The organism is Methylobacterium amylolyticum, from assembly GCF_030700245.1.
Taxonomy (GTDB): domain Bacteria; phylum Pseudomonadota; class Alphaproteobacteria; order Rhizobiales; family Beijerinckiaceae; genus Methylobacterium.
In genome coordinates this window covers 25,360-45,653 of the sequence record NZ_JAUYZI010000005.1, presented here as the reverse complement: position 1 = coordinate 45,653, position 20,294 = coordinate 25,360, and the positions used below count along the sequence as shown (strand labels likewise).

Annotated in this window: 20 protein-coding genes and 1 tRNA gene; 10 read left to right on the top strand and 11 right to left on the bottom strand. The window is 67.3% G+C overall.

Going from position 1 to position 20,294, the window contains the following annotated elements; genetic code table 11:
- Positions 1–11 precede the first annotated feature (11 nt).
- Entirely contained in the window at positions 12–293 is a 282-nt protein-coding gene (locus tag Q8W71_RS05415) for a hypothetical protein (RefSeq protein ID WP_305524310.1), read from the top strand.
- 3 nt (positions 294–296) lie between these two features.
- Here the strand turns inward: Q8W71_RS05415 and Q8W71_RS05410 are convergent, their stop codons facing one another.
- From Q8W71_RS05410 to Q8W71_RS05400, 3 genes are all read right to left on the bottom strand, one after another.
- The gene (locus tag Q8W71_RS05410; RefSeq protein WP_305524309.1) at positions 297–842 is read right to left on the bottom strand and encodes a Ros/MucR family transcriptional regulator; all 546 of its coding nucleotides are present in this window, start codon (positions 840–842) and stop codon (positions 297–299) included.
- Between the two features lie 855 nt (positions 843–1,697).
- On the bottom strand, positions 1,698–2,303 hold the full coding sequence (locus Q8W71_RS05405) for an SLATT domain-containing protein (RefSeq protein ID WP_305524308.1): 606 nt from the start codon (positions 2,301–2,303) through the stop codon (positions 1,698–1,700).
- A complete protein-coding gene (locus tag Q8W71_RS05400; protein ID WP_305524307.1) occupies positions 2,258–3,166 on the bottom strand; it encodes an SMODS domain-containing nucleotidyltransferase in 909 nt (302 codons plus the stop codon). The genes Q8W71_RS05405 and Q8W71_RS05400 overlap by 46 nt, the downstream gene beginning before the upstream one ends.
- Before the next feature lie 467 nt (positions 3,167–3,633).
- On the opposite strand from Q8W71_RS05400, the gene Q8W71_RS05395 reads away from it, so the two are divergent.
- The 3 genes from Q8W71_RS05395 (at position 3,634) to Q8W71_RS05385 (ending at position 5,472) form a co-directional block, all read left to right on the top strand.
- A complete protein-coding gene (locus Q8W71_RS05395) occupies positions 3,634–4,530 on the top strand; it encodes an ATP-binding protein (RefSeq protein ID WP_305524306.1) in 897 nt (298 codons plus the stop codon).
- Positions 4,531–4,610: 80 nt separating this feature from the next.
- The gene (locus Q8W71_RS05390; protein ID WP_305524305.1) at positions 4,611–4,904 is read left to right on the top strand and encodes an STAS-like domain-containing protein; all 294 of its coding nucleotides are present in this window, start codon (positions 4,611–4,613) and stop codon (positions 4,902–4,904) included.
- Positions 4,897–5,472, top strand: coding sequence for a PIN domain-containing protein (locus Q8W71_RS05385; protein ID WP_305524304.1), 576 nt, complete (start codon positions 4,897–4,899; stop codon positions 5,470–5,472). Before Q8W71_RS05390 ends, Q8W71_RS05385 begins: the two co-directional genes overlap by 8 nt.
- 29 nt (positions 5,473–5,501) lie before the next feature.
- On the opposite strand, the gene Q8W71_RS05380 is transcribed toward Q8W71_RS05385, so the two are convergent.
- Positions 5,502–5,750, bottom strand: a complete 249-nt coding sequence (locus Q8W71_RS05380; protein ID WP_305524303.1) for a hypothetical protein — start codon at positions 5,748–5,750, stop codon at positions 5,502–5,504.
- A gap of 407 nt (positions 5,751–6,157) precedes the next feature.
- Here Q8W71_RS05380 and Q8W71_RS05375 point away from each other — a divergent pair, with 407 nt between their 5' ends.
- Positions 6,158–6,433: a hypothetical protein gene (locus Q8W71_RS05375; RefSeq protein ID WP_305524302.1), complete on the top strand. Its 276-nt coding sequence runs from the start codon at positions 6,158–6,160 to the stop codon at positions 6,431–6,433.
- A gap of 606 nt (positions 6,434–7,039) precedes the next feature.
- Here the strand turns inward: Q8W71_RS05375 and Q8W71_RS05370 are convergent.
- From Q8W71_RS05370 to tsaE, 3 genes are all read right to left on the bottom strand, one after another.
- Positions 7,040–7,116 (bottom strand) — tRNA-Arg (locus tag Q8W71_RS05370).
- Positions 7,117–7,276: 160 nt separating this feature from the next.
- The gene (locus tag Q8W71_RS05365) at positions 7,277–8,014 is read right to left on the bottom strand and encodes a nucleotidyltransferase family protein (RefSeq protein ID WP_305524301.1); all 738 of its coding nucleotides are present in this window, start codon (positions 8,012–8,014) and stop codon (positions 7,277–7,279) included.
- A 15-nt stretch (positions 8,015–8,029) separates the two neighbouring features.
- Positions 8,030–9,613: a tRNA (adenosine(37)-N6)-threonylcarbamoyltransferase complex ATPase subunit type 1 TsaE gene (tsaE, locus tag Q8W71_RS05360; protein ID WP_305524300.1), complete on the bottom strand. Its 1,584-nt coding sequence runs from the start codon at positions 9,611–9,613 to the stop codon at positions 8,030–8,032.
- 291 nt (positions 9,614–9,904) lie between these two features.
- Here tsaE and cynS point away from each other — a divergent pair, with 291 nt between their 5' ends.
- Positions 9,905–10,393 carry a cyanase gene (gene cynS, locus Q8W71_RS05355; RefSeq protein WP_305524299.1) on the top strand — a complete coding sequence of 163 codons (489 nt, stop codon included), beginning with the start codon at positions 9,905–9,907 and terminating at the stop codon, positions 10,391–10,393.
- Positions 10,394–10,445: 52 nt separating this feature from the next.
- Here cynS and Q8W71_RS05350 read toward each other — a convergent pair whose 3' ends face one another.
- The 4 genes from Q8W71_RS05350 to Q8W71_RS05335 form a co-directional block, all read right to left on the bottom strand.
- Positions 10,446–10,598, bottom strand: a complete 153-nt coding sequence (locus Q8W71_RS05350; protein WP_305524298.1) for a hypothetical protein — start codon at positions 10,596–10,598, stop codon at positions 10,446–10,448.
- 564 nt (positions 10,599–11,162) lie between these two features.
- On the bottom strand, positions 11,163–13,415 hold the full coding sequence (locus Q8W71_RS05345; protein ID WP_305524297.1) for a xanthine dehydrogenase family protein molybdopterin-binding subunit: 2,253 nt from the start codon (positions 13,413–13,415) through the stop codon (positions 11,163–11,165).
- A gap of 11 nt (positions 13,416–13,426) precedes the next feature.
- A complete protein-coding gene (locus Q8W71_RS05340) occupies positions 13,427–14,434 on the bottom strand; it encodes an FAD binding domain-containing protein (RefSeq protein ID WP_305524296.1) in 1,008 nt (335 codons plus the stop codon).
- Positions 14,431–14,955 carry a (2Fe-2S)-binding protein gene (locus tag Q8W71_RS05335; protein WP_305524295.1) on the bottom strand — a complete coding sequence of 175 codons (525 nt, stop codon included), beginning with the start codon at positions 14,953–14,955 and terminating at the stop codon, positions 14,431–14,433. Before Q8W71_RS05335 ends, Q8W71_RS05340 begins: the two co-directional genes overlap by 4 nt.
- Positions 14,956–15,211: 256 nt before the next feature.
- On the opposite strand from Q8W71_RS05335, the gene Q8W71_RS05330 reads away from it, so the two are divergent.
- From Q8W71_RS05330 to Q8W71_RS05315, 4 genes are all read left to right on the top strand, one after another.
- Positions 15,212–16,606 (top strand): M20/M25/M40 family metallo-hydrolase, encoded by a 1,395-nt coding sequence (locus Q8W71_RS05330; RefSeq protein ID WP_305524294.1) that lies wholly within the window; start codon positions 15,212–15,214, stop codon positions 16,604–16,606.
- A gap of 76 nt (positions 16,607–16,682) precedes the next feature.
- Positions 16,683–18,005, top strand: a complete 1,323-nt coding sequence (locus Q8W71_RS05325) for an MFS transporter (protein WP_305524293.1) — start codon at positions 16,683–16,685, stop codon at positions 18,003–18,005.
- The gene (locus Q8W71_RS05320) at positions 18,002–19,033 is read left to right on the top strand and encodes an SMP-30/gluconolactonase/LRE family protein (protein ID WP_305524292.1); all 1,032 of its coding nucleotides are present in this window, start codon (positions 18,002–18,004) and stop codon (positions 19,031–19,033) included. The genes Q8W71_RS05325 and Q8W71_RS05320 overlap by 4 nt, the downstream gene beginning before the upstream one ends.
- A gap of 20 nt (positions 19,034–19,053) precedes the next feature.
- Positions 19,054–20,265 (top strand): SMP-30/gluconolactonase/LRE family protein, encoded by a 1,212-nt coding sequence (locus Q8W71_RS05315; protein ID WP_305524291.1) that lies wholly within the window; start codon positions 19,054–19,056, stop codon positions 20,263–20,265.
- Positions 20,266–20,294: the final 29 nt, after the last annotated feature.

Sequence of the window (20,294 nt, the reverse complement as noted above, 5' to 3'; positions counted from 1 at the left end):
CAGATTTCCGCATGACCCGCCCCCGCCGCGTCGGCCTGCCCTGGTACGCGATCGAGCACTACGAGGCGTTGCGCGCGAGCCTCGCCGACGGCGCGAAGCTGCCTCCGGCCTACGAAACGTGGCGCATCGCCACCGAACAGACCGAGCGGGAGGTGCAGCGCAGCGGCGTGGAGGTCGTGCGCGTGCTGATCGAACCGGAGGCGTTCGCTACGTGGTGCGAGCGCGAGGGCGCGCCGGCCGATGGCACGGCGCGCGCCCGGTACGCGGCGGAGGCGATCGCGGCGGCGGAATGACAGCTACTCCGCCCCGGCGGCGTCCGGGGCTTTCTTCGGCTTCCTGGCCCTGGTGGGCTTCGAAGCTGCCTCAGCGGCCTTCGGAGGCTCCGCGATCTTTTCAGCGACCGCGGCCTGTTTCGGTGCAGCGTTGCGGCGGCCAATGCCAAGCCCCGCGCTCTTGGCGAGGTTCGATCGTGCCTCCGAGTAGCTGGCCGCGACCGAGGGGTAGTCGCGCGGGAGGCCGTAGCGCTCGCGGTACTCCTCGAGTGTCAGGCCGTGCCCGGTGAGGTGCCGCTTCAGCGTCTTGTAGGGCTTGCCGTCCACGAAGCTGATCAGGGCTTCCGGCGTGATGCTCTTCCGGATCTGGGTGGGCGAAGGCTTGTCGATCTGCGGCTCGGCGCTGGCGCCGTGCTCGAGGCCCTTCAGCGCGGCGTGCGTTGAGGCGATGAGCCCGGCCAGTTCGAGCACCGGAACTGAGTTGTTGGCCACGTAGGCTGCGACGAGATCCGCCGTCAGTTCTACGGTTCGATCGTCCACAACCGGTTCGACCGTTGAATTTTCGGCCATAGCTCGCTCCTCTGTTTTGAAGCGACCATGAGAGCGGCGGCGGCGAATGCCTCGTCAAGAGGCGGGTGCTCAATCGTTGCAAAAATCCTGCTGATTTCCTGTGCCTATGTGAGTGGGATGGCTCCGGAAGCCGCAGAGGAGCAACATTCTCTGGTCGGTGACTTTCGGGCCGAACGGAGATGGGCGGATTTTCGAGGGAGTTACTCCGGGTGCGGTGCCTGTTCCCGATCGCCGGCCGGTCGAGCCGCCCGATGGCGGAGCGGCGTGGCGGGCGCTGTACGAGGGGTTTGCCCCGGCAGCAGAGCCGGTCGAGGATGACGAGGCCGTTGGGCTAAGCGAGGGGCCCCGGTCCGTAGGAGCGGCCGGGGCCCTCCGCGTCAGAACGGCTGCGGGCCGTACGCCTTCTCATAGGCCGCCAGCCGCCGGTTCAGCGTCCGCATGGCCCAGCACAGTCGCCGGACGCGCCACGCGTGCACGAGGATGGCCAGCGGGCTCATGCAGCCTCCCCCATCGCCAAGATGTCCCGGACCATCCCCGCGAACAGGAACGGGTCGGGCTCGTGCTCCGAGTCGATGTCCAACTGGGCCAGACGAGCCTTGATGATGGCCCCGGTCAAAGTTATTGCGTTCAGTGCCGCGCTGCCAAGCGCGTCCGTTCCGACCCTGCCAAGGGTCGAGACTGCTCCCGCTGCCCCTCCTGCCAGGGAGGCGCACGATCCTGCCAGGGATCTGACGGGACTTGCTCTAGTTCGGGTTCTCACACTCACGGACGACGTTAGACGCAGACCCCGCGCCCGGCAAGGGACGGGGTTCTTGCCTTTCTGAGGCCTTTAATTCGAGATCTGAAGCGGACAGCTCACATCGGTTCGGCCGCTGGCCCCTTCACCATTGGCTCAGTCTTCATACCTGATGGGGTCTCTCCGGTCGGCAGGTCTACTGCGAAATCGTAGTGACCACCTTCGATCTGTCGTCGGGCATCATCGAAATAGCGCTGGGGCGGAGTGATGGACGAGCTTCGGACCGCGTCCATTCGGTCCATGAGCTCCGCCAACATCTTCTCTGCCTCATCAACGTCGCCGAGCGCAGTGATCCGAGCGAGCCGGCGGAATCGGTCCTGGAGTGCCTTGTACTCCGCAGCCACCCGCTTGAGCTCTTCGACTTGCGTCTGCACGTCCAAAGCCTCTGCTACGGACGGGATCAACGTCGCCAAGAACGCGATGACGGCTACAGCGCCGGCGGGTAGCCATTCCTTCAAGAAAGCTGCGCCAGCGAGAGCTGTCAGTACAATCGGTGCCAGTGTGATGGTCTTGTGCTGCCACCGCACGCGTCTCAACCAGATGAAGACCATAGTCGAAGTCCAAAGGCAGCTTTCGGACTGTCTTAGAGCTTCCTTCACGATCTCCCGTCGGCGTGCTTTTACAGCACATGCATCGGTATCCGGGGTCCGAAAATCTTCTGCCATTCCATTCCCGCTAGTAAGTCCAGGTCGAGCCGTTCATAGACGCAGGCTGTCTCAGCAATGCCAATTGCCGTGTCGACCTTGGATACCCACTCGTTCCCTAGCGGGACAATCTCGCTGGTCCCGGGCAGCCTGACTTGCCCGTCGGCTCGAGTGCGCAGGAATTTGAAGCAATCCCGCATAAGCCAATCATACCAAAAGTAATTACATTTTCCCCACCCACACTGCTGCACAAAATCTGCGACAATGAACTCGATGAGATAAGATTTTAGATCGACTGAGTGCTCGTGCTTCCAACGCTTGATCATCTTGGCAAGCGCGCGGACGTTTCCATTGTGCTCTCGGTCTACGGTATCGATATGGTTGATCTGTGCGATCGGATCGACCGTCTTCCACGTGCCACCGCCGTTCGTGTCGGGCATGACGAACTGTCCATTCCCGACAGGGAACACTGGGACTAATTCTACTAAGATGGAGTTGAAATCAATCTGAACAACCTGTCCATCACCGCGTTTGCGAGTTTGTGGATAGGAAGTTTCTAGCCGCTCCTTAATTTCCTGAAGCAGCGCCGACTGGCCGTTGCAAGCATAGGTGTGGAAGCGCTGGAACACGCTCGCATCGAAGCGGACCATGATGTCGATGTCGGTTGAGGAGCGAACCTGGGTGCCCTTGCCCCAAGAGCCGACAGCGAAAACCGGAGGTGCATCTGTCGCTTCACCGCCGTAGGCGCGTTCCAACGCCTGACCGACGCGTTTCGCTTTGCCGATCGCATCTTCGACCTGCTCTGCCGTTGGGTTTAGATCTGCGTGAAACCTCGCGAAACGTTGAGTGACCGCAACCCACATGTCGCCCTCCGCAGCCATCATGGGCGATCTTGAACAGATAGCGAACACCCTTTGGTGTGCCTTCCACAGGTTGCAACACTGATAACTTCAACCTCAAAAGTCCGACGACAAAGCCTCGGCGTTGCGGATCTGACTGGCCTCGTGCACCGCCTTGCGGGTCAGGCCGAGGTCGGCGACCGGCGGCGCTCCGGGCGAATGTTCCCGACCGGAACGTTCGCCCCCGCGCGGGACGCGACCTCGCCTCGCTCCTGGGCGGCATCGTACTCGTCGGCGAGCCGCCGCTTCGCCTGGGCCTCAAGCCTCAGAACGTCAGTTCGAGCTAACGGTTGAACAGCCACGTTCCTGTAAGAGCGTCCGAATCTTGCGGTGTCCCGTACGACATTATCACCGCCGTCCCGTCTGTCCGCTTCGGCGGTGGCGGAGCTTTTGCGTTCGGCTACACGGTCGCATATGGCTGCAATTGTCGAGGCAGCCGATGGAGGAGGGCCTTGAGGAAGAACAAAGTCATTTTCTTCGCTAGGCAGCCTAACTCGCGCATCGCGGAACGCGTGCACGGCACGGTCAGTGGCTTTAGTTTAATTGCTCGGCTGCATCTGCAACTTGAGACGCTTCGTGACACCGATGTGATAGTGGATCTCACCGGCGTAGATCGTATCGACGGGCATCTCACCCCGTGTTTACAAGCGGTAGTCAATCGTGCTGCGATCAACGGCAATACGATACGCTTAGCGAAGGTCGCTTCGGCAATTCACTCGACATTTTGTAAAAATAGATTTGTTGTCGAGGAAAGAATCGATCGGCACAACACCGTGATGCCCGTAACGACTTTCTCCGTAGATGGCGGTAAAGAGTTTGCTGTCTATGCAAAGAAATACCTTTCGCGGCCTGAAATGCCGAGGATGACGATTTCATTGCGTGAAAAACTTCACGAGGGAATTGGAGAATTATTTGAAAATTCCGCAATGCATTCGCGCACTAAAGCACCGATAATCGTAGGCGGGCAGTTTTATCCCACCAAAAATTGGATTTCAATGAGTATAGTTGACATAGGTCAAGGCATCCAGCGCGCAGTCAGTGCGAAACTCGGAATAAATCTTACTCCTCAAGACGCAATCGGCTGGGCTATGGAGCCCTTCAATACAACAAAAGACGGTGACGTACCTGGAGGACTGGGATCAAAAATTCTCCGGGAGTTTATTGAGAAAAATAAGGGAAAAATTACGGTTGTATCCAATAATGGTTATTGGTCTCAATATGGGACGAACGTCACCAAACGAAGGCTCCCGATGGCCTTCCCGGGAACGGCTGTCGTGCTCGAAATAAACTCATCTGATAGGCAGTCGTACGAGTTGAAAGTCTCGCCCGATCCCTACAGCATTTGGTGACGGCCATGAGAGAAGTTCAAGTAAATATCGCTCGAATTGTCGGCAGCGGGATATGTGTTTCAGCGCCCGACGGACACAGAGTGCACGACGAGATATTTAAAAATATTTCGGAAGGCAAGCGTGTGTTTATTTCATTCTCAAGCGTTACGCGAATGACAACGGCATTCCTCAATGCTGCGATTGGCCAGTTATATGGTGAATTTCCGCAAGAAGTATTACGACAACAACTTGCGCCACCGATCGACGCCGACAAGCGGCAGCTAACTCAGTTGAAGCTGGTCGTGGATAGGGCCAGAGCTTTCTTTAGCGATCCTGAGCGAGCAAAAAACTCCTTTCGTATTGCAACTGGGATGGATGAAGAGGCCGATGACTAGGAGTAAGGCCTATCAAATTTCTAATGCCGGTAAAATTTCCGGAGCAAGGATTCTATTTGATACCAACATTTGGATTTTTATAAATGGCGTTAATCAAGGTGCTGATCAGAATAAAGTGAATGACTATAGCGCTGCGTATAATGACTTGCTAAGAAACGGCAATGAAATTTTGGTGACCGATTATGTTGTGAGTGAATTTGCTAATAGGTGCATAAAAATTGCATATGAACTTCATTGTCAAGCTCAAGGTATCAGGCCTGACCCACGCGAGTTTAAGAAGGTTAGGAAATCAGCGGCGTTTGAGCCAGCCATGGATGAAATACGTCAAAATTGTTTAGACCTGACGCGTGATTGCACCTACATATCGGCCGCCGGCCACTGCACTATTGATGATGTAATCAATGAATTTTATTCTGGAAAACTGGACTTTACTGACATTGTGCTTCGCGAGTTTTGCGCAAAAGAGCAGGCACTTTTTATGACTGACGATGGTGATTTCTCGGATTGTGGATTAACTATGATAACTGCGAATAAGTACATACTCCGAAATTCAGATATTATAAACTGATATTTCGTCCATAATATTTTGACTTTCCCTTACCAGATCGCTTGGCGCGTCAGCCGCCAACCTGCCTTCCGCCGGCAGATCCGCAGCCCGGTCGCCGCCATCCTCGGCCTGAACGCTCCTACGGCCGCCTGAAGGGCGGCCTCGTCCTTCCAGCGGCCGACGGCCAGCAGGGAGGGCACCGGGTGCCTGCCCTTGCCCGTCAGAACCGCTAGGGACCGCAGCAGGGTCGCATCGCAGCCGATGGCGCCCAGCGGGCCGATGAGAAGCATGGCGTCCATGTCGACCGCCGCCAGCCGCCCAGAAGGCGGCAGGAGGCCGACGCGGGCCTCTGAGCGGACCTTCGGGACCTCTTCAGCCAGCCGGGCTGCGTCGGCCGCATTGGCCGCTCTGGCACTCGATCTCGCAACGCCGGATATGAACCTTAGACGCTGCCCGATCCCGCTCGGCGTAGGCCGCGCGGCGGGCGGTGCGCTTCTCGTCGGTCAGACGTTCTTCGACAAGCCGCGTAGGTGCACGTGGCACTGCCGCCAGCCCTGATCCGGGTTCATTCTCGCAACCTTGAACGTTTTGGTCTCGGCGAGAGCCCCGGGGCGCATCTGTAATCTCTCCAGGATGGCTAGCGAACACTTGTTCACGAACTGCGTTGGCTCTGTAAGCCCAATCACGGGTCGAACGAGGAAGCGATATGTCTAAGAAGTTACTCGGCCTTGCGGCCGCGATGACGCTTGCCCTGTCGGGTGCGGCTTTCGCACAACAGCCGGCCGGCGGCGGAAGCGCCACGGGCAACATGAACAACCCCGGCTCCGTGAAGAGTAACACCCAGAAGATGGAAGAGCGCAACGGCACCGGGATGACGACCGGCACGACCACGGGCGCGGCAGGTGCCGCCACCGTGCCGGGGACCGGCACCGCGCGCCCTGGCGTCGGCATGGGTGGCAACACCGCCTCGCCGGCTCGGTAGGGCCAGGGTAGCAGCAGGGACCGGCGCTAATGTCGGCCCTGTCGCGCATTTACGGCTGGGCTGCCGGCACAGGTTGAAAGCAGCTTCCCGGGCCGACGAGAATCGCCTTATCGTCGGCTTATGCCTACGCCCCCAGAGCCCACACCGCGGCACCCGCCTCGCATCCTGTCAAAAGCGGAGGCTGCCGCCTACTGCCGCCTGACTGAAAAAGGTTTTGACGATCTGATCCTGTCGAAGGTTCTTCCCCCGCCGATCGACCCGCGGTGGGGATGGGACATAGTCGCAATCGATCACGCCCTCGATTTCCTGACCGGCGCATCTCGGCTTGAGCGTCCCAAGCGAAGCGCGCTTGCGGAGTTCATCGCCAAGCGGGATGAGCGCAAAGCCGCAAAAGCGGCTCAGGCCGAGAAAGAGAGGAAGGCCGTTGCCGCGGGGCTTCAGAAAGCTGCCGCGATCAAGCCGGGGTCTGGGCGGAGGGGGCGGCCAGCAAAATAAAGCAGCGAACCGTTAGCCGTACCCGGAGCCGTACCCGCGTCATATAAGGCATTGCGGTAACCTAATACCACAAGCTTCTTCGGCCCTAAGTGATTGTAAAAATAAGTGGAATGGCGCGCCCGAAAGGATTCGAACCTCTGACCCCCAGATTCGTAGTCTGGTGCTCTATCCAGCTGAGCTACGGGCGCCTGTCACGCCGCCGGACTTCGTGGCCGCAGCGTGTGAGACGGGCTTCTAGAGAGTCGGATCGGGCTTGGCAAGGCTCTTCGCGGTCGTCGCGGCGGCGCTTCGACCGCCCGCCTCAGCCGGTCCCGGTCGGGTGACGGCCTCCCTCCTATCGGCGCGGGTTCAGGGTGCCCCGGCGCTCGTGCGCACCCGCTCCTCGGCGGCGCGGATCGCGTCCGGGGTGCCGACGTGCAGCCACTGGCCGTCGAGGGGGGTGCCGTACAGGCGGCCGCGGCCGATCGCCCGGTCGAACAGCAGGTTCAGGGAGAAGGCGCCTTCCGGCGTGCCGGCGAACAGCTCGGGCTTCAGGACCGCGACGCCGGCGTAGATGAAGGGCGCCGCCGTCGCAGCGCCGCGACGCTCCAGGCGCCCGTCGGCGTCCAGGGTGAAGTCGCCCGCGCCCTCGTAGCCGAGGCTGGTGGCGGTGGGGGCCACGAGCAGGAGGGCGTCCATGCGCGCGCCGTCCCAGCCGGCGACCACCCGCGGGAGGTTCGGGGTCGAGCCTTCGAGCCAGAAGGAATCCGAGTTGAGCACCACGAACGGGGCCGCGCCGACGAGGGGCAGCGCCTTGCGGATGCCGCCGCCGGTCTCGAGCAGCGCCGCCCGCTCGTCCGAGACGGCGATCCGCGGGCCGCCCTGACGGCTCGCGAGATGGGCCTCGATCTGGTCAGCGCGGTAGTGGACGTTGACGACCGCGGTGTCGAGGCCGGCCTCCGCCACCCGGTCGAGGGCGTGGTCGAGGAGCGTCTTGCCGGCCACCGCGACGAGCGGCTTCGGCACGGTGTCGGTCACCGGCCGCATGCGCGTGCCGAGCCCCGCGGCGAGCACGAAGGCGCGGGTGATCGCGGGCGGGACGGTCATGGGCGGATCCGACGATCAGGTCTCGGCGGCGGCCGCCGCGAGACCGGGGAGATGCGCCTCGTGCCAGGCGCGGAGCCGGCTCAGCGCGGGATGGGCGAGGTTGCGGGCGAGGTAGCCCTCGATCCGCGGCAGGTGGGCGAGGTAGCCGGGCTTGCCGTCGCGCCTGTCGAGCCGGGCGAAGATGCCGAGGATCTTCGTCGCCCGCTGGGCGGCGAGCAGGGCGTAGGCGGTGGCGAAGGCGCCCATGTCGAAGGCCGGCTCGCGGGCGCGGCGCTCGCGCACGTAGAGGCCGAGCAGGCGCAGCTCGAAATCGGCGCTGGCATCGACCCGGGCGTCCTGGAGGAGCGAGGCGACGTCGTAGGCGGGGTGCCCCATCACCGTGTCCTGGAAGTCGATCAGACCGACCCGCTCCAGCCCGTCGCGGGCGCCGAGCCAGATCAGGTTCGGCGAGTGGTAGTCGCGCAGGGTCCAGGTCGGGCGGTCGGGCTCGGCGCCCGCGAGCGCCTCCCGCCACAGGGCGATGAAGTCGGCCCGGGCCGCCGCGTCGAGGCTGACGCCGCGGATCGCCGGCGCGTACCACTCCGGCATCAGCTCGGTCTCGAACAGCAGCGCCGCGCGGTCGTAGGGGGGAATGACGTGCTCGGTGCCGTCGCCCACGGGCAGCGCCGCGGGCAGCTCCGTGGCGTGCAGCCGGGCGAGCAGGCGCACCGCCTCGGCGTAGCGCTCGGGCCGCGGCGCCCCGTCCTCGACCACCGGCTCCGCGCCGAGATCTTCGAGGATCAGCAGGCCCTCGGCGAGATCCTCGCCGTAGATGCGCGGGGCGGAGAAGCCCAGCGCCCGCAGGCCGCGGTCGAGGGCGACGAAGGCGTGGACGCTCTCGGCGAGGTGCACGATCGCGCTGTAGGGCTTGCCGTCGCGCACCGGCGGCCCGTCGGGGCGGGGCGGGGCGATCATCAGCACCGCGCTCGCGCCGTCCGGCTTCGTCAGGCGCTCGTAGGCGCGCGAGGAGGCGTCGCCCTGCATCAGCCGGCGCTCGGCCACGTCCCAGCCGGTGCGGGCGAGCAGCTTCTGCACGGCGCGGGCGCGGTCGAGCCGGGCGCGCATGCCGCCGGTGCCGTCGATCCGGGCGAAGCGGGAGCCCTCGCCGAACTCCGGCCGCATGGACAGCGCGACGGTCAGCACCGGGCCGTCGCGCGGGGGCATCCGGTCCGGCCACTCGACGAGCGTGATCGCCCCCTCGGCCATCTCCTCGAAGCCGAGCTCGACCAGCTCGTCCGGGTCGCGCAGGCGGTAGAGGTCGGCGTGGACGATCGCGCGGCCGTCGCGGCCGGCATAGGGCTGGATCAGGGTGAAGGTCGGGCTCGGCACGTCGAGGGTGGGATCGCCCGTCAGTTCGCGGATCACCGCCCGGGCGAGGGTGGTCTTGCCGTCGCCGAGGCCGCCGGAGAGCGCGACGACGTCGCCCGGCGCCAGGAACTCGGCGAGGAACAGGCCGAGATCCTCGGTGGCATACGCGTCGGGCAGCACGAACTCCCAGGCCGCGGCCGGCGTCGGCTCCGTCGCGTCCGTGCCCTGCAACGCCGTGTCGTCCCCGCCCATCCCGCCTCCGAGGGCCCGCCCCTGAGGCCCGGCGCGCATGGTCCGAAAAGCGGCAGCCGATGCAAGCCTTATCGCCGATCCGCCGCGCTCATGCCGACCGGGCGGTGCATCGAAACCACGCCGGGCAGGCCCGCAAGCCGCGAAGCCGCTGCGGGTCCGCGGCCGGGGCCCGGACCGTTCCGCCGCGACCGGCACCCGGCCGCGTGACGGGGGCTCTGCGCCTCGAACGGTCCCGTGCGGGGCCGCCCTGGCGCGCGGTTTGCTTGGGGCGGACGGGCTCAAGGACGAACCATGAAGCGCGAAGACCTCACCGAGAAGCTGCTCGACATCAAGCGCGAGAACGGCTGGACCTGGAAGCACATCCACGAGGAGATCGGCGGCCTGTCGCCGTTCCTGATCACCGCCGCCTGCCTGGGGCAGATGAAGCTGCCCAAGGCGCAGGCGAGGCGTGCGGCCGAGCTGTTCAGCCTCTCGGCGGCCGAGGAGCGGATGATCAACGAGGCGCCCTACCGCGGCTCGATCCCGGCCATGCCGCCGACCGACCCGCTGATCTACCGGTTCTACGAGCTGGTGATGGTCTACGGCACCACGTTCAAGGAGCTGATCCAGGAGGAGTTCGGCGACGGCATCATGTCGGCGATCGACTTCAACATGGAGATGGCCCGCGAGGCCAACAACAAGGGCGACCGCGTGAAGCTGTCGATGTCCGGCAAGTTCCTGCCGTACAAGTATTACGGCAACGACGAGGCGACCCCCGAGTACGGCTACAAGGAGGGCTGACCCGACGGAGACCGGGCCGGGCGCGCGGCGCCCGGTCCGGTCGCCGCTCCGGTCACTGCGCGGCCGGCGCGGTGACGCTCAGCATTGGCAATTCGATGGCGAGCATGCCGCCGGCCTCGCCGCGGATGCCGAGCGCCGCGAGGACGGCGAGGCCCAGGCAGACACCGATCAGCGAGGTCTCGAAACCGCGGTAGACCCAGTCCATCGCCACCTCCCCGTTCGGATCAGCAGGATGCGCCGGTCCGGTTAACCGATTCTTCCACCGGGATCTGAGCACCAAACCAAGCCGAAGTCGACGGGGCCTGTTCCACCGCCAGGGCTCCGAACTCGGGTTAATGCAGGCATGGCAGCGGTGTTTGCGAGAGACCCCGTCATTCCGGGACTGCGCAGCAGGGCCCGGAATCCAGAACCGCTCCGGCGTGCCAGGCATAGCGCAAGTCTCGGGGCGCAAGACGCGGCGCGCAAGGCTCGGCACTGTTGGCGGTTCTGGATTCCGGGCTCGCCTGCGGCGCCCCGGAATGACGGACTGCGTGTGACAGAGGTGGTTGCATCTCTCACAGGTTGCGGGTCGTTAACCCGAGTTCGGAGCTCTGGGTCCGCCGCGCGGAGGGCCGGGACTCGGCGGCGGCACGGGCGGGATGACCGTAAGGGGGCCCCTGTCCCGCACGACGCAAAGAGCCGCCGGGCCCAAGGCCGCAGCGGCTCCTCTTCATCGTCGCGATGCATGCGCCTGCACCGACCCGGTTCCGGGCGTCGGGCGGCCCCGGGCTCAGAGCAGCTTGTCGACCGTGATCGGCAACTCGCGCACCCGCTTGCCGGTGGCGTGGAACACCGCGTTGGCGATGGCCGCCGCGGTGCCGACGATGCCGATCTCGCCGACGCCCTTCACGCCGAGCGGGTTGGCCTTGTCCTCCTCCTCGACGAAGATCACGTCGAGGTCGTGGATGTCGGCGTGGGCGGGCACGTGATACTCGCCGAAGTTGCGGTTCATGTAGCGCCCGAGCCGGTGGTCGAGCATCGACTCCTCGTGCAGGGCCGAGCCGATCCCCATCACGGTCGCGCCGACGATCTGGCTGCGGGCGGTCTTCGGGTTGAGGATCTTGCCCGCCGCGATCGCCGAGACGACGCGGGTGACGCGCACCTGCCCGAGTTCCTCGTCGACCTTCACCTCGGCGAAGATCGCGGAGTGGGTGTAGCACTCGTACTGCTTGGCGAAGTCCGTGTCCGGTCCGGCCTTCTCGGTCGCCTCGATCCGATCGAAGCCTCCGGCCCGCATCGCCTCGGTGATCGACACGCCCCGCTCGGGCTCGCCCGCGACCGCGATCCGCCCGCCCGTGAACACCACGCGCTCGAAATCGACGTTGGCGAGCGGCGAGTTCTCCATCCCCCGCGCCAGCACGAACACCTGGCTCGCGATGTTGCGGCAGGCCTTCATCGCCGCCGTGCCGGAGGAGGCCGCCGTCCACGAGCCCCCCGCCACCGGCGCCTCGGCGAGCTTCGTGTCGCCGAGCTTCGTCGTCACGTCCTCCATCGGCAGGCCGAGCGCGTCCGCCCCGATCTGCGTGAGGATCGTGTAGGTGCCGGTGCCGAGGTCGCCGGTGGAGTTGCCGAGTTCCAGCTTGCCGTCGCTCGTCAGCACCGCCCGGACGCTGGAGGGCATCATCAGCGCCTCCCAGATGCCCGTGGCCACGCCCCAGCCGACGAGTTCCCGGCCGTCGCGCATGGAGCGGGGCTTCGGGTCGCGCCGGCTCCAGCCGAAGCGCTCGGCGCCTTGCGCGAAGCACGCCTTCAGCGCTTTCGAGCCGAACGGCTTGTCCTCGACGGGATCGCGGTCGGTGTAGTTGACGAGCCGCAGGGCGATCGGATCCTGGCCGGTGGCGTAGGCCAGCTCGTCCATGGCGCTTTCCAGCCCGAACATGCCGGAGACGGCGCCCGGGGCCCGCATGTCGCCCGGCGTGGCCGTGTCGCGCTGGACGAGGTTGTAGCTCAGGGTGACGTTGTCGCAGCCGTAGAGGACGCCGGACCAGTTGACGCCGTTCTCCTGGTAATCCTCGTAGCGCGAGGTGCCGTGCACGACGTGGTGCTTGAGCGCCTGGAGCGCGCCGCCCTCGTCCGCCCCGAGGGTGACGGTCTGGATGTAGCCGGGCCGGTAGGTGAAGCTCCACATCTGATCGCGGGCGAGCGTCACCCGCACCGAGCGCTTCAGGTCGCGCGCGGCGAGCATCGCCAGGAAGAGCTGGAATTGCGGGCGCAGGCCGCCGCCGAAGCCGCCGCCGAAATACGGGTTGAGCACCCGCACCTCGTCGTCCTTCAGGCCGAAGGCACCCTGGAGGTACATCAGGCTGTTCGCCACACCCTGGATCTTGTCGTAGACCGTGTAGGTGCCGTCCGGCTCGACGACGACCGTCGAGGCGTGGGGCTCCATCGGGTTGTGGTGCTCGTCGGCGATCCGGTACTCCCGCTCGACCCGGATCGGCGCCGCGCCGAACGCCGTGTCGGCGTCGCCCCAGGCCTTCGGCGGCGGCTTGATGCCGTCGCGCTTGACCGGCGGGTCGTAGGCCTTCGGCAGCAGGGCCGCGAGGTCGGTCTCCGGCGCCTCCGCGGCGTAGCGCACCCGCACGAGCGCCGCGGCGTGGCGGGCCGTCTCGAAATCCTCGGCCAGCACCAGCGCCACCGGCTGCCCCGAGAACAGGACGTTGGCGTCGTGCAGCGGGCGCAGGGGCGTGCCGGGGGGCGCCACCATGTCGGCGTAGGCCTTGGCCTTCTCGGCGGTCTTCTCGCGGTTCTCGTGGGTGAGCACCTTGATCACGCCCGGCACCGCCTCCGCGGCGCTGCTGTCGATGGCGGTGATCCGGCCGCGGGCGATCGTGCTGGTGACGATGTACCCGTGGACGAGGTCGGGGGCGGCGAACTCGCCCGCGTACTTGGCGAGGCCGGTGACCTTGGCCGGCCCGTCGACGCGGCTGCGGGCGCTGCCGACGTGTCGGTCCAGGCCCGCGGCGGGGCTGATCTGCTTCGTCATGTCCGGCGACCTCACTGGATGCGCTTGTCGCTGAGCGACTGGGGCGTGCCCGCGGCGGCCTGTTCGAGGCCGCGCACGATGGCGCGCCGGGCGAGTTCGACCTTGAAGCCGTTCTCCGATTGCGGCTTCGCCTCGGCGACGATCCGATCCGCCGCCGCCTGGAAGTTGTCCCGGGTCGCCGGCTTGCCGACGAGCAGAGCCTCCGCCTCCACGTTGCGCCAGGGCTTGTGGGCGACGCCGCCCAGCGCGAGGCGCGCGGTCTTCACCGTGTCGCCGTCGAGTTCGAGGCCGGCGGCGATCGAGACCAGGGCGAAGGCGTAGGAGAGCCGGTCGCGCAGCTTCAGGTAGGTGTAGTGCTGGGCGAAGCCCCGCTCCGGCAGGTCGACCGAGACGACGATCTCGCCGGGCTTGAGAGTGGTGTCGCGCTCCGGCGCGTCGCCGGGCAGGCGGTGGAACGCGGCGAAGGGGATCGACCGCTCGCCGTCCGGACCGCTGACCTGCACCACCGCCTCCAGGGCGGCGAGCGCCACGCACATGTCGGACGGGTGCGTGGCGATGCAGTGCTCGCTCGCCCCGAAGATCGCGTGGATGCGGTTGACGCCGCCAATCGCCGGGCAGCCGGAGCCCGGCTCGCGCTTGTTGCAGGGCGTGCCCGCGTCGTAGAAGTAGTAGCAGCGGGTGCGCTGGAGCAGGTTGCCGCCGGTCGAGGCGGCGTTGCGCAACTGCGCCGAGGCGCCGGCCAGGATCGCGTTGCGCAGCATCGGGTAGCGTTGCGCCACCCGGTCGTCGTAGGCGACCTTGGCGTTGGTCGCCAGCGCCCCGAGCCGCAGGCCGCCGTCCCGCTCCTCGATGCCGGTCAACGGCAGGCGGGTGATGTCGATCAGCCGGCCCGGCTTCTCGACATCGTACTTCATCAGGTCGATCAGGTTGGTGCCGCCCGCGATGAAGCGCGCGCCAGCGCCGAACGCCTGGACCGCCTCCGCCACCGTGCCGGCGCGGACGTACTCGAAGCGGTTCATCGGGCGCCTCCGTGCATGACGTCCTCGATGGCGTCGACGATGTTGGTGTAGGCGCCGCAGCGGCACAGGTTGCCGCTCATCGCCTCGCGGATCTCGTCGCGGGACTTGGCGTGGCCCTCGTTCATCAGGCCCACCGACGAGCAGAGCTGGCCCGGCGTGCAGTAGCCGCACTGGAAGGCGTCGTGCTCGATGAACGCCTCCTGGATCGGGTGCAGGGCGTTGCTGCCCTTGCGCTCGCCGAGGCCGGCCAGCCCCTCGACGGTGGTGATCTCGGCCCCGTCCTTCATCACGGCGAGCGCGAGGCAGGCATTCACGCGGGTGCCGTCCACCAGCACCGTGCAGGCGCCGCACTGGCCGTGGTCGCAGCCCTTCTTGGTGCCGGTCAGGTCCAGGCGCTCGCGCAGCAGGTCGAGCAGCGTCGTCCACGGCGCGACCTGGAGCTCGCGCCGCTGGCCGTTGATGGTGAGCGTGATCGGAATCGGCGTGTCCGCCGACACGGGCGGAGACTGTTCGAGGAGCATGGCGCCTTCCGCGGGGTGGGCCGGCCCGGGGCCGGCGGGACGAGTGGAGGCCGCAAGCCCGGCACGGCGCAGAGCGAGCGCCCGCGGGAAACGTCCGGCGGTCGAATGGATCGATAACGATTCCAATCTGCCCCTGTTCCGGGAACGGTCTGCCGCGCAGCCGAGAGGGCGATTGCAGGCGGCCCTCACCCTCGGCTAACCCTCGGGGCGACCAAGCCTGCCAGCACCAAAGTCTGCCAGCACCCGGAGAAGCCCGATGGCCGCGCTCGACGCGATCCTGAACGACATCGACGCCGACCTGGAGAACGCCCTGGAGCGGCTGTTCGCCTTCCTGCGGATCCCGTCGATCTCGACCGAGCCGGCCCGCGCCGGCGATTGCCGGGCGGCGGCCGCGTGGCTCGCGGCGGACCTGACCGCGCTCGGCTTCGATACCTCGGTGGAGGAGACGTCGCTGCACCCGGTGGTGCTCGCCCACAAGCCGAAGCCCGGGGCGCCGCACGTGCTGTTCTACGGGCACTACGACGTGCAGCCGGTCGATCCGCTCGACCTGTGGAAGCACCCGCCCTTCGAGCCGCGGATCGCCGCGGACGCGAACGGCGAGCGAAGAATCGTTGCGCGCGGCGCCTCCGACGACAAGGGTCAGGTGATGACCTTCGTCGAGGCCTGCCGGGCGCACATCGCGATGAGCGGCGAGCTGCCCTGCGGCGTCACCATCCTGGTCGAGGGCGCCGAGGAGAGCGGGTCGCAGGGGCTGCCCGAGTGGGTGGCGCAGAACCGCGACCGGCTCGGCTGCGACGTGGTGCTCGTGTGCGACACGACCATGTGGGATGCGAAGACCCCGGCGATTACCTCGTCGCTGCGCGGGCTCGCCTATTTCGAGGTCAAGGTCACCTGCGCCGACCGCGACCTGCACTCGGGCTTCTTCGGCGGCGCGGCGCGCAACCCCGTCCACGTGCTGGCGAAGATCGTCGCGGATCTCCACGACGCCGACGGCCGCGTGGCGATCCCGGGCTTCTACGACGGCGTGCACGAGCGCCCGCCCGAGGTGCTGGAGCAGTGGCGCGGCCTCGGGATGACGGCCGAGAAGCTGCTGGGCCCGATCGGCCTGAAGGAGCCGGCGGGCGAGCGCGGCCGGATGCCGATCGAGATGGTGCAGTCGCGGCCCGCCTGCGACGTCAACGGCATCTGGGGCGGCTACACGGGGGAGGGAACCAAGACGGTGATCGCGAGCGAGGCCTCGGCCAAGGTCTCGTTCCGCCTCGTGGACGACCAGGACCCGAAAGCGCTCGCGGCCGCGTTCGAGGCGTTCGTGCGCGCTCGAACGCCCGACGACTGCGAGGCCGACGTGACCGTCTACAAGGGCTCGCGGGCGATCAGCCTGCCGTTCGACATGCCGGAGCTGGAACTCGCCCGCGCCGCGCTGGCCGAGGAATGGGGCGTGCCGGCGGTCACCGTCGGGGCCGGCGGCTCGATCCCGATCGTCGGCGACTTCAAGCGGATCCTCGGCAAGGACACGCTGCTGATCGGCTTCGGGCTCGACGACGATCGCATCCACTCGCCCAACGAGAAGTACGACCTGACGAGCTTCCACAAGGGCACGCGCTCCTGGGCGCGCATCCTCGCGGGGTTCGGGACAGTCGGGCGCGGCTGAAAGGCGCGCCCCTGTTCGCGATCCGCGGGCGCCCGATACTCCGGCCGGACCAGAGCGGCGGCCGGAGGGAACCCGCATGACCAGCGCCACGTCGGGTGCCTTCGCCGCGGGCGGCGGCATCACGGAGAGCGGCGTCGTCCGGAAGGCGGCGTGGCGGCTGATGCCGCTGATCATGATCTGCTACATGTTCGCGTTCTTCGACCGGATCAACATCAGCTTCGCCAAGTTCCAGCTCCAGAGCGATCTCGGTTTCAGCAACGTCGCCTACGGTCTCGGCGCGAGCATGTTCGTCGTCGGGTACGTGATCTTCGAGGTGCCCTCGAACCTGTTCCTGTACAAGGTCGGGGCGCGGCGGTGGATCGCGCGGATCATGATCTCGTGGGGGATCGCCACGGCGCTGATGATCTTCATCCGCACCGAGTGGCACTTCTACGTGCTGCGCTTCATCATCGGTGCGATGGAGGCGGGCTTCGCGCCCGGGATCCTGTACTACCTGACCCTGTGGTTCCCGGCCTCGTTCCGGGGCCGGGTCACCTCGTACATGTTCGTGGCCTCCGCCTTCTCCGGCATCATCGGCGGCCCGGTGGCCGGCCTGATCCTCGGCGGCCTGAACGGCGCCGCGGGTCTCGCCGGCTGGCAGTGGCTGTTCCTGGCCGGCGGCCTGCCCTGCCTCGTGCTCGGCGTGCTGGTGTTCGCGCGCCTCGACGACCGGATCGCGGATGCGCGCTGGCTCTCGCAGACCGAGAAGGACCTGCTCTCCTCGCAGATCGCCCACCACAACCGCGACATCGCCGACCACTCCCTGTGGGGGGCAATCAAGCAGCCGGGATTCCTGCTCATCGCGCTGGTCTACTTCCTCCTCCAGATCGGCTCCTACGGCCTGAACTTCTGGGGGCCGGACCTGATCAAGACCGCGAGCGGCGGGGCCGCCGCCTCGGTCGGGTTCCTCACCGCGATCCCCTACATCTGCGGCGCGATCAGCATGGTGGTGATGGGGCGCCTCTCCGACGCCTCCGGCGAGCGGCCGAAATTCGTGGCGGCTCTGGCGGTCGCGGCGGCGGTCGGCTTCTTCACCGCCGGCCTGTTCGAGCACCACATCGTGCCGCTGATGATCTCGCTCGCGCTGCTCGGCGCCGGCATCGTCGCCTCCATCCCGGCCTTCTGGACGCTGCCGGCCAAGCTCGTGACCGGGGTCGGCGCGGCCGGCGGCATCGCGCTCATCAACACGCTCGGTCAGTTCGGCGGCATCGTCAGCCCGGTGATGGTCGGGTGGGTCAAGGACCTGACCGGCTCGACCACGCCGGCGCTCTACGCGATCGGCACCCTCTGCCTCGTGGCCGCCGGCCTGTTGCTGTTCGCGACGCCGGACAGCCTGCGCCGCAGCGACCGCAACCCGTGAGTCGGGGGGAGGGGAAGGCCCGGTCGCCGATCGATCCAGGCGATGTCCGGCGCGGGCCCGTCCGGATCGACCGGCGCGCGCTCATCGGCGCCGGCCTCGCGCTCGCGGCCACCGGCGCGCGGGCGGCCGCGCCGGTGGTGCGGGTGGACGACCCGCGCCTCGAAGCCGTGCTCGAGCCGCGCCAGACGCTCCGGACGCTCTACCGCGGCGGGCGCTGGTGCGAGGGGCCGTGCTGGCTGCCGCATCGCGCCGGGCTGGCGTTCAGCGACGTGAAGCGGAACCACATCCTGCTCCTGACGCGCGCGGGCGAGGTCGAGACGCTGGTCGCGCCCTCCAACAACGCCAACGGCAACACCCTCGACGCGCGCGGCCGGCTGATCACCTGCGAGCACCGCGGCCGCCGGGTGGTGCGGCGCGACCCCGACGGCGCGGTCACGGTGCTGGCCGACAGCTTCGCGGGCAAGCCGCTCAACGCGCCGAACGACGCCGTGCTCGGCCCCGATGGGGCGATCTGGTTCACCGACCCCGTCTACGGCATCGCCGAGCCGGAGGAGGGGATCCAGGCCGAGCCGGAGCAGCGGGCGCGCCGGGTCTACCGGATCCCGGAGCCAGGGCGGGTCGAGGCGATGACCGCGGCGGTCGACCAACCGAACGGGCTCGCCTTCGCCCCGGACGGGAAGACCCTCTACGTCGCCGAGTCCGGCGCGGCGCGGAACCCAGAGGGCGGCCGGGCGATCCTCGCCTTCCCCGTCGAGGCCGACCGGCTGGGGGCCCCGCGCGTGTTCGCCGCCCTGGAGGCCGGGGTGCCGGACGGGCTGAAGGTCGATCTCGACGGCCGGGTCTACGCCGCCTGCATCGACGGCGTGCGGATCTTCGATCCCGCGGGCGTGTTGCTCGGTCGGGTGGCGACGCCCACGACCGCCGCCAACCTCGCCTTCGGCGGTCCCGACGACCGCACCCTGTTCATCACCGCCGGCAGCGCGGTCCACGCGATCGAATTGCGCGCGCCGGCGCTCCGCCGCTTCTGAGTTCCGCGACGAGGCCACGCATGCCACTCGACCGCCGCCTGCTGCTCGGCACCGGCCTCGCCGCCCTCGCGGCCGGACCCGCGCGGGCCGAGACGCCGAACCCGGTGAAGCCCGGTCCCGCCACGGCCTCGCCCGCCCCCCAGCCGGCCGCGCCGCCCACGAGCCGGCCGGTCGGGGCGATGGAACTGGCGCTGGCCGCCGACGCCCCCTCGTCGCCGACAGGGCTCGCCCTCTCCCGGAACGGCCGGGTGTTCCTGATGATGCCCCGCTTCACCGGCAAGGAGCCGTTCACCCTCGGCGAGGCGCTGCCCGACGGGACGGTGAAGCCCTACCCGGACATGGCGACCAACCGCTTCGACCCGAAGCGGCCGCAGGCGACCCTCGCCCACGTCCCGAACGGCGTGTTCGACCGCAACGACACCCTGTGGGTGCTCGACGCCGGCCTGCCCGAGGGCAAGGGCACGCCGGTGCCGGGGGCCGCGAAGATCGTGGAGATCGATGTCGGCCAGAACAGTGTCCGCCGGGTGATCCCGCTCTCGGCCGGCGTGGTGCCGGATTCCTCCCTCAACGACCTGCGCGTCGACGTGCGGGACGGGCGGGCGCTGGCCTACGTCACCGACCAGGGCCAGGAGGGAGAGGGGGCGATCCTCGCCGTCGACCTGAATTCGGGTCAGGTGACGCGCCGCCTCGCGGGACACGCCAGCACCCAGTCGCAGAAGGGCATCGTCAAGTTCGTCGAGCGGCGCCCGGTGATGCGCGACACCGGCGACGCGCCGCCGCAATCGCCGCAGGGCGGCGCCAACGGCATCGCGATCAGCCCGGACGGGGAGCGGCTGTACTACGCGCCGCTGATGGGCCGGCGCCTCTACGCGGTCGAGACGGCCGGGCTCCTCGACCCGAAGGTCTCGGACGCGGAGGTGGCGGCGAGCGTCCGCGACCTCGGCGAGAAGGGCATGACCGGCGGGCTGACCACGGATGCGAAGGACCGGGTCTACCTCAGCCTTCAGGAGCACAACGCCGTCGGGCGCCGCGACCCGGACGGCACGATTGCGGTGATCGCCGCCGACGACCGCCTGATCTGGGCCGACACGTTCTGGATCACCCCGGACCGGTGGCTCTACATCTCGTCCGCCCAGGTCAACCGCCGGCCCGAGTTCAATGGGGGCCGTGACCTCCAGCAGAAGCCCTACGCGATCCTGCGGATGCGGATCGACGCCGACCCGGTGCTGTGACGCCCGTTCGCCGCCTGCGCGTCGCGGTC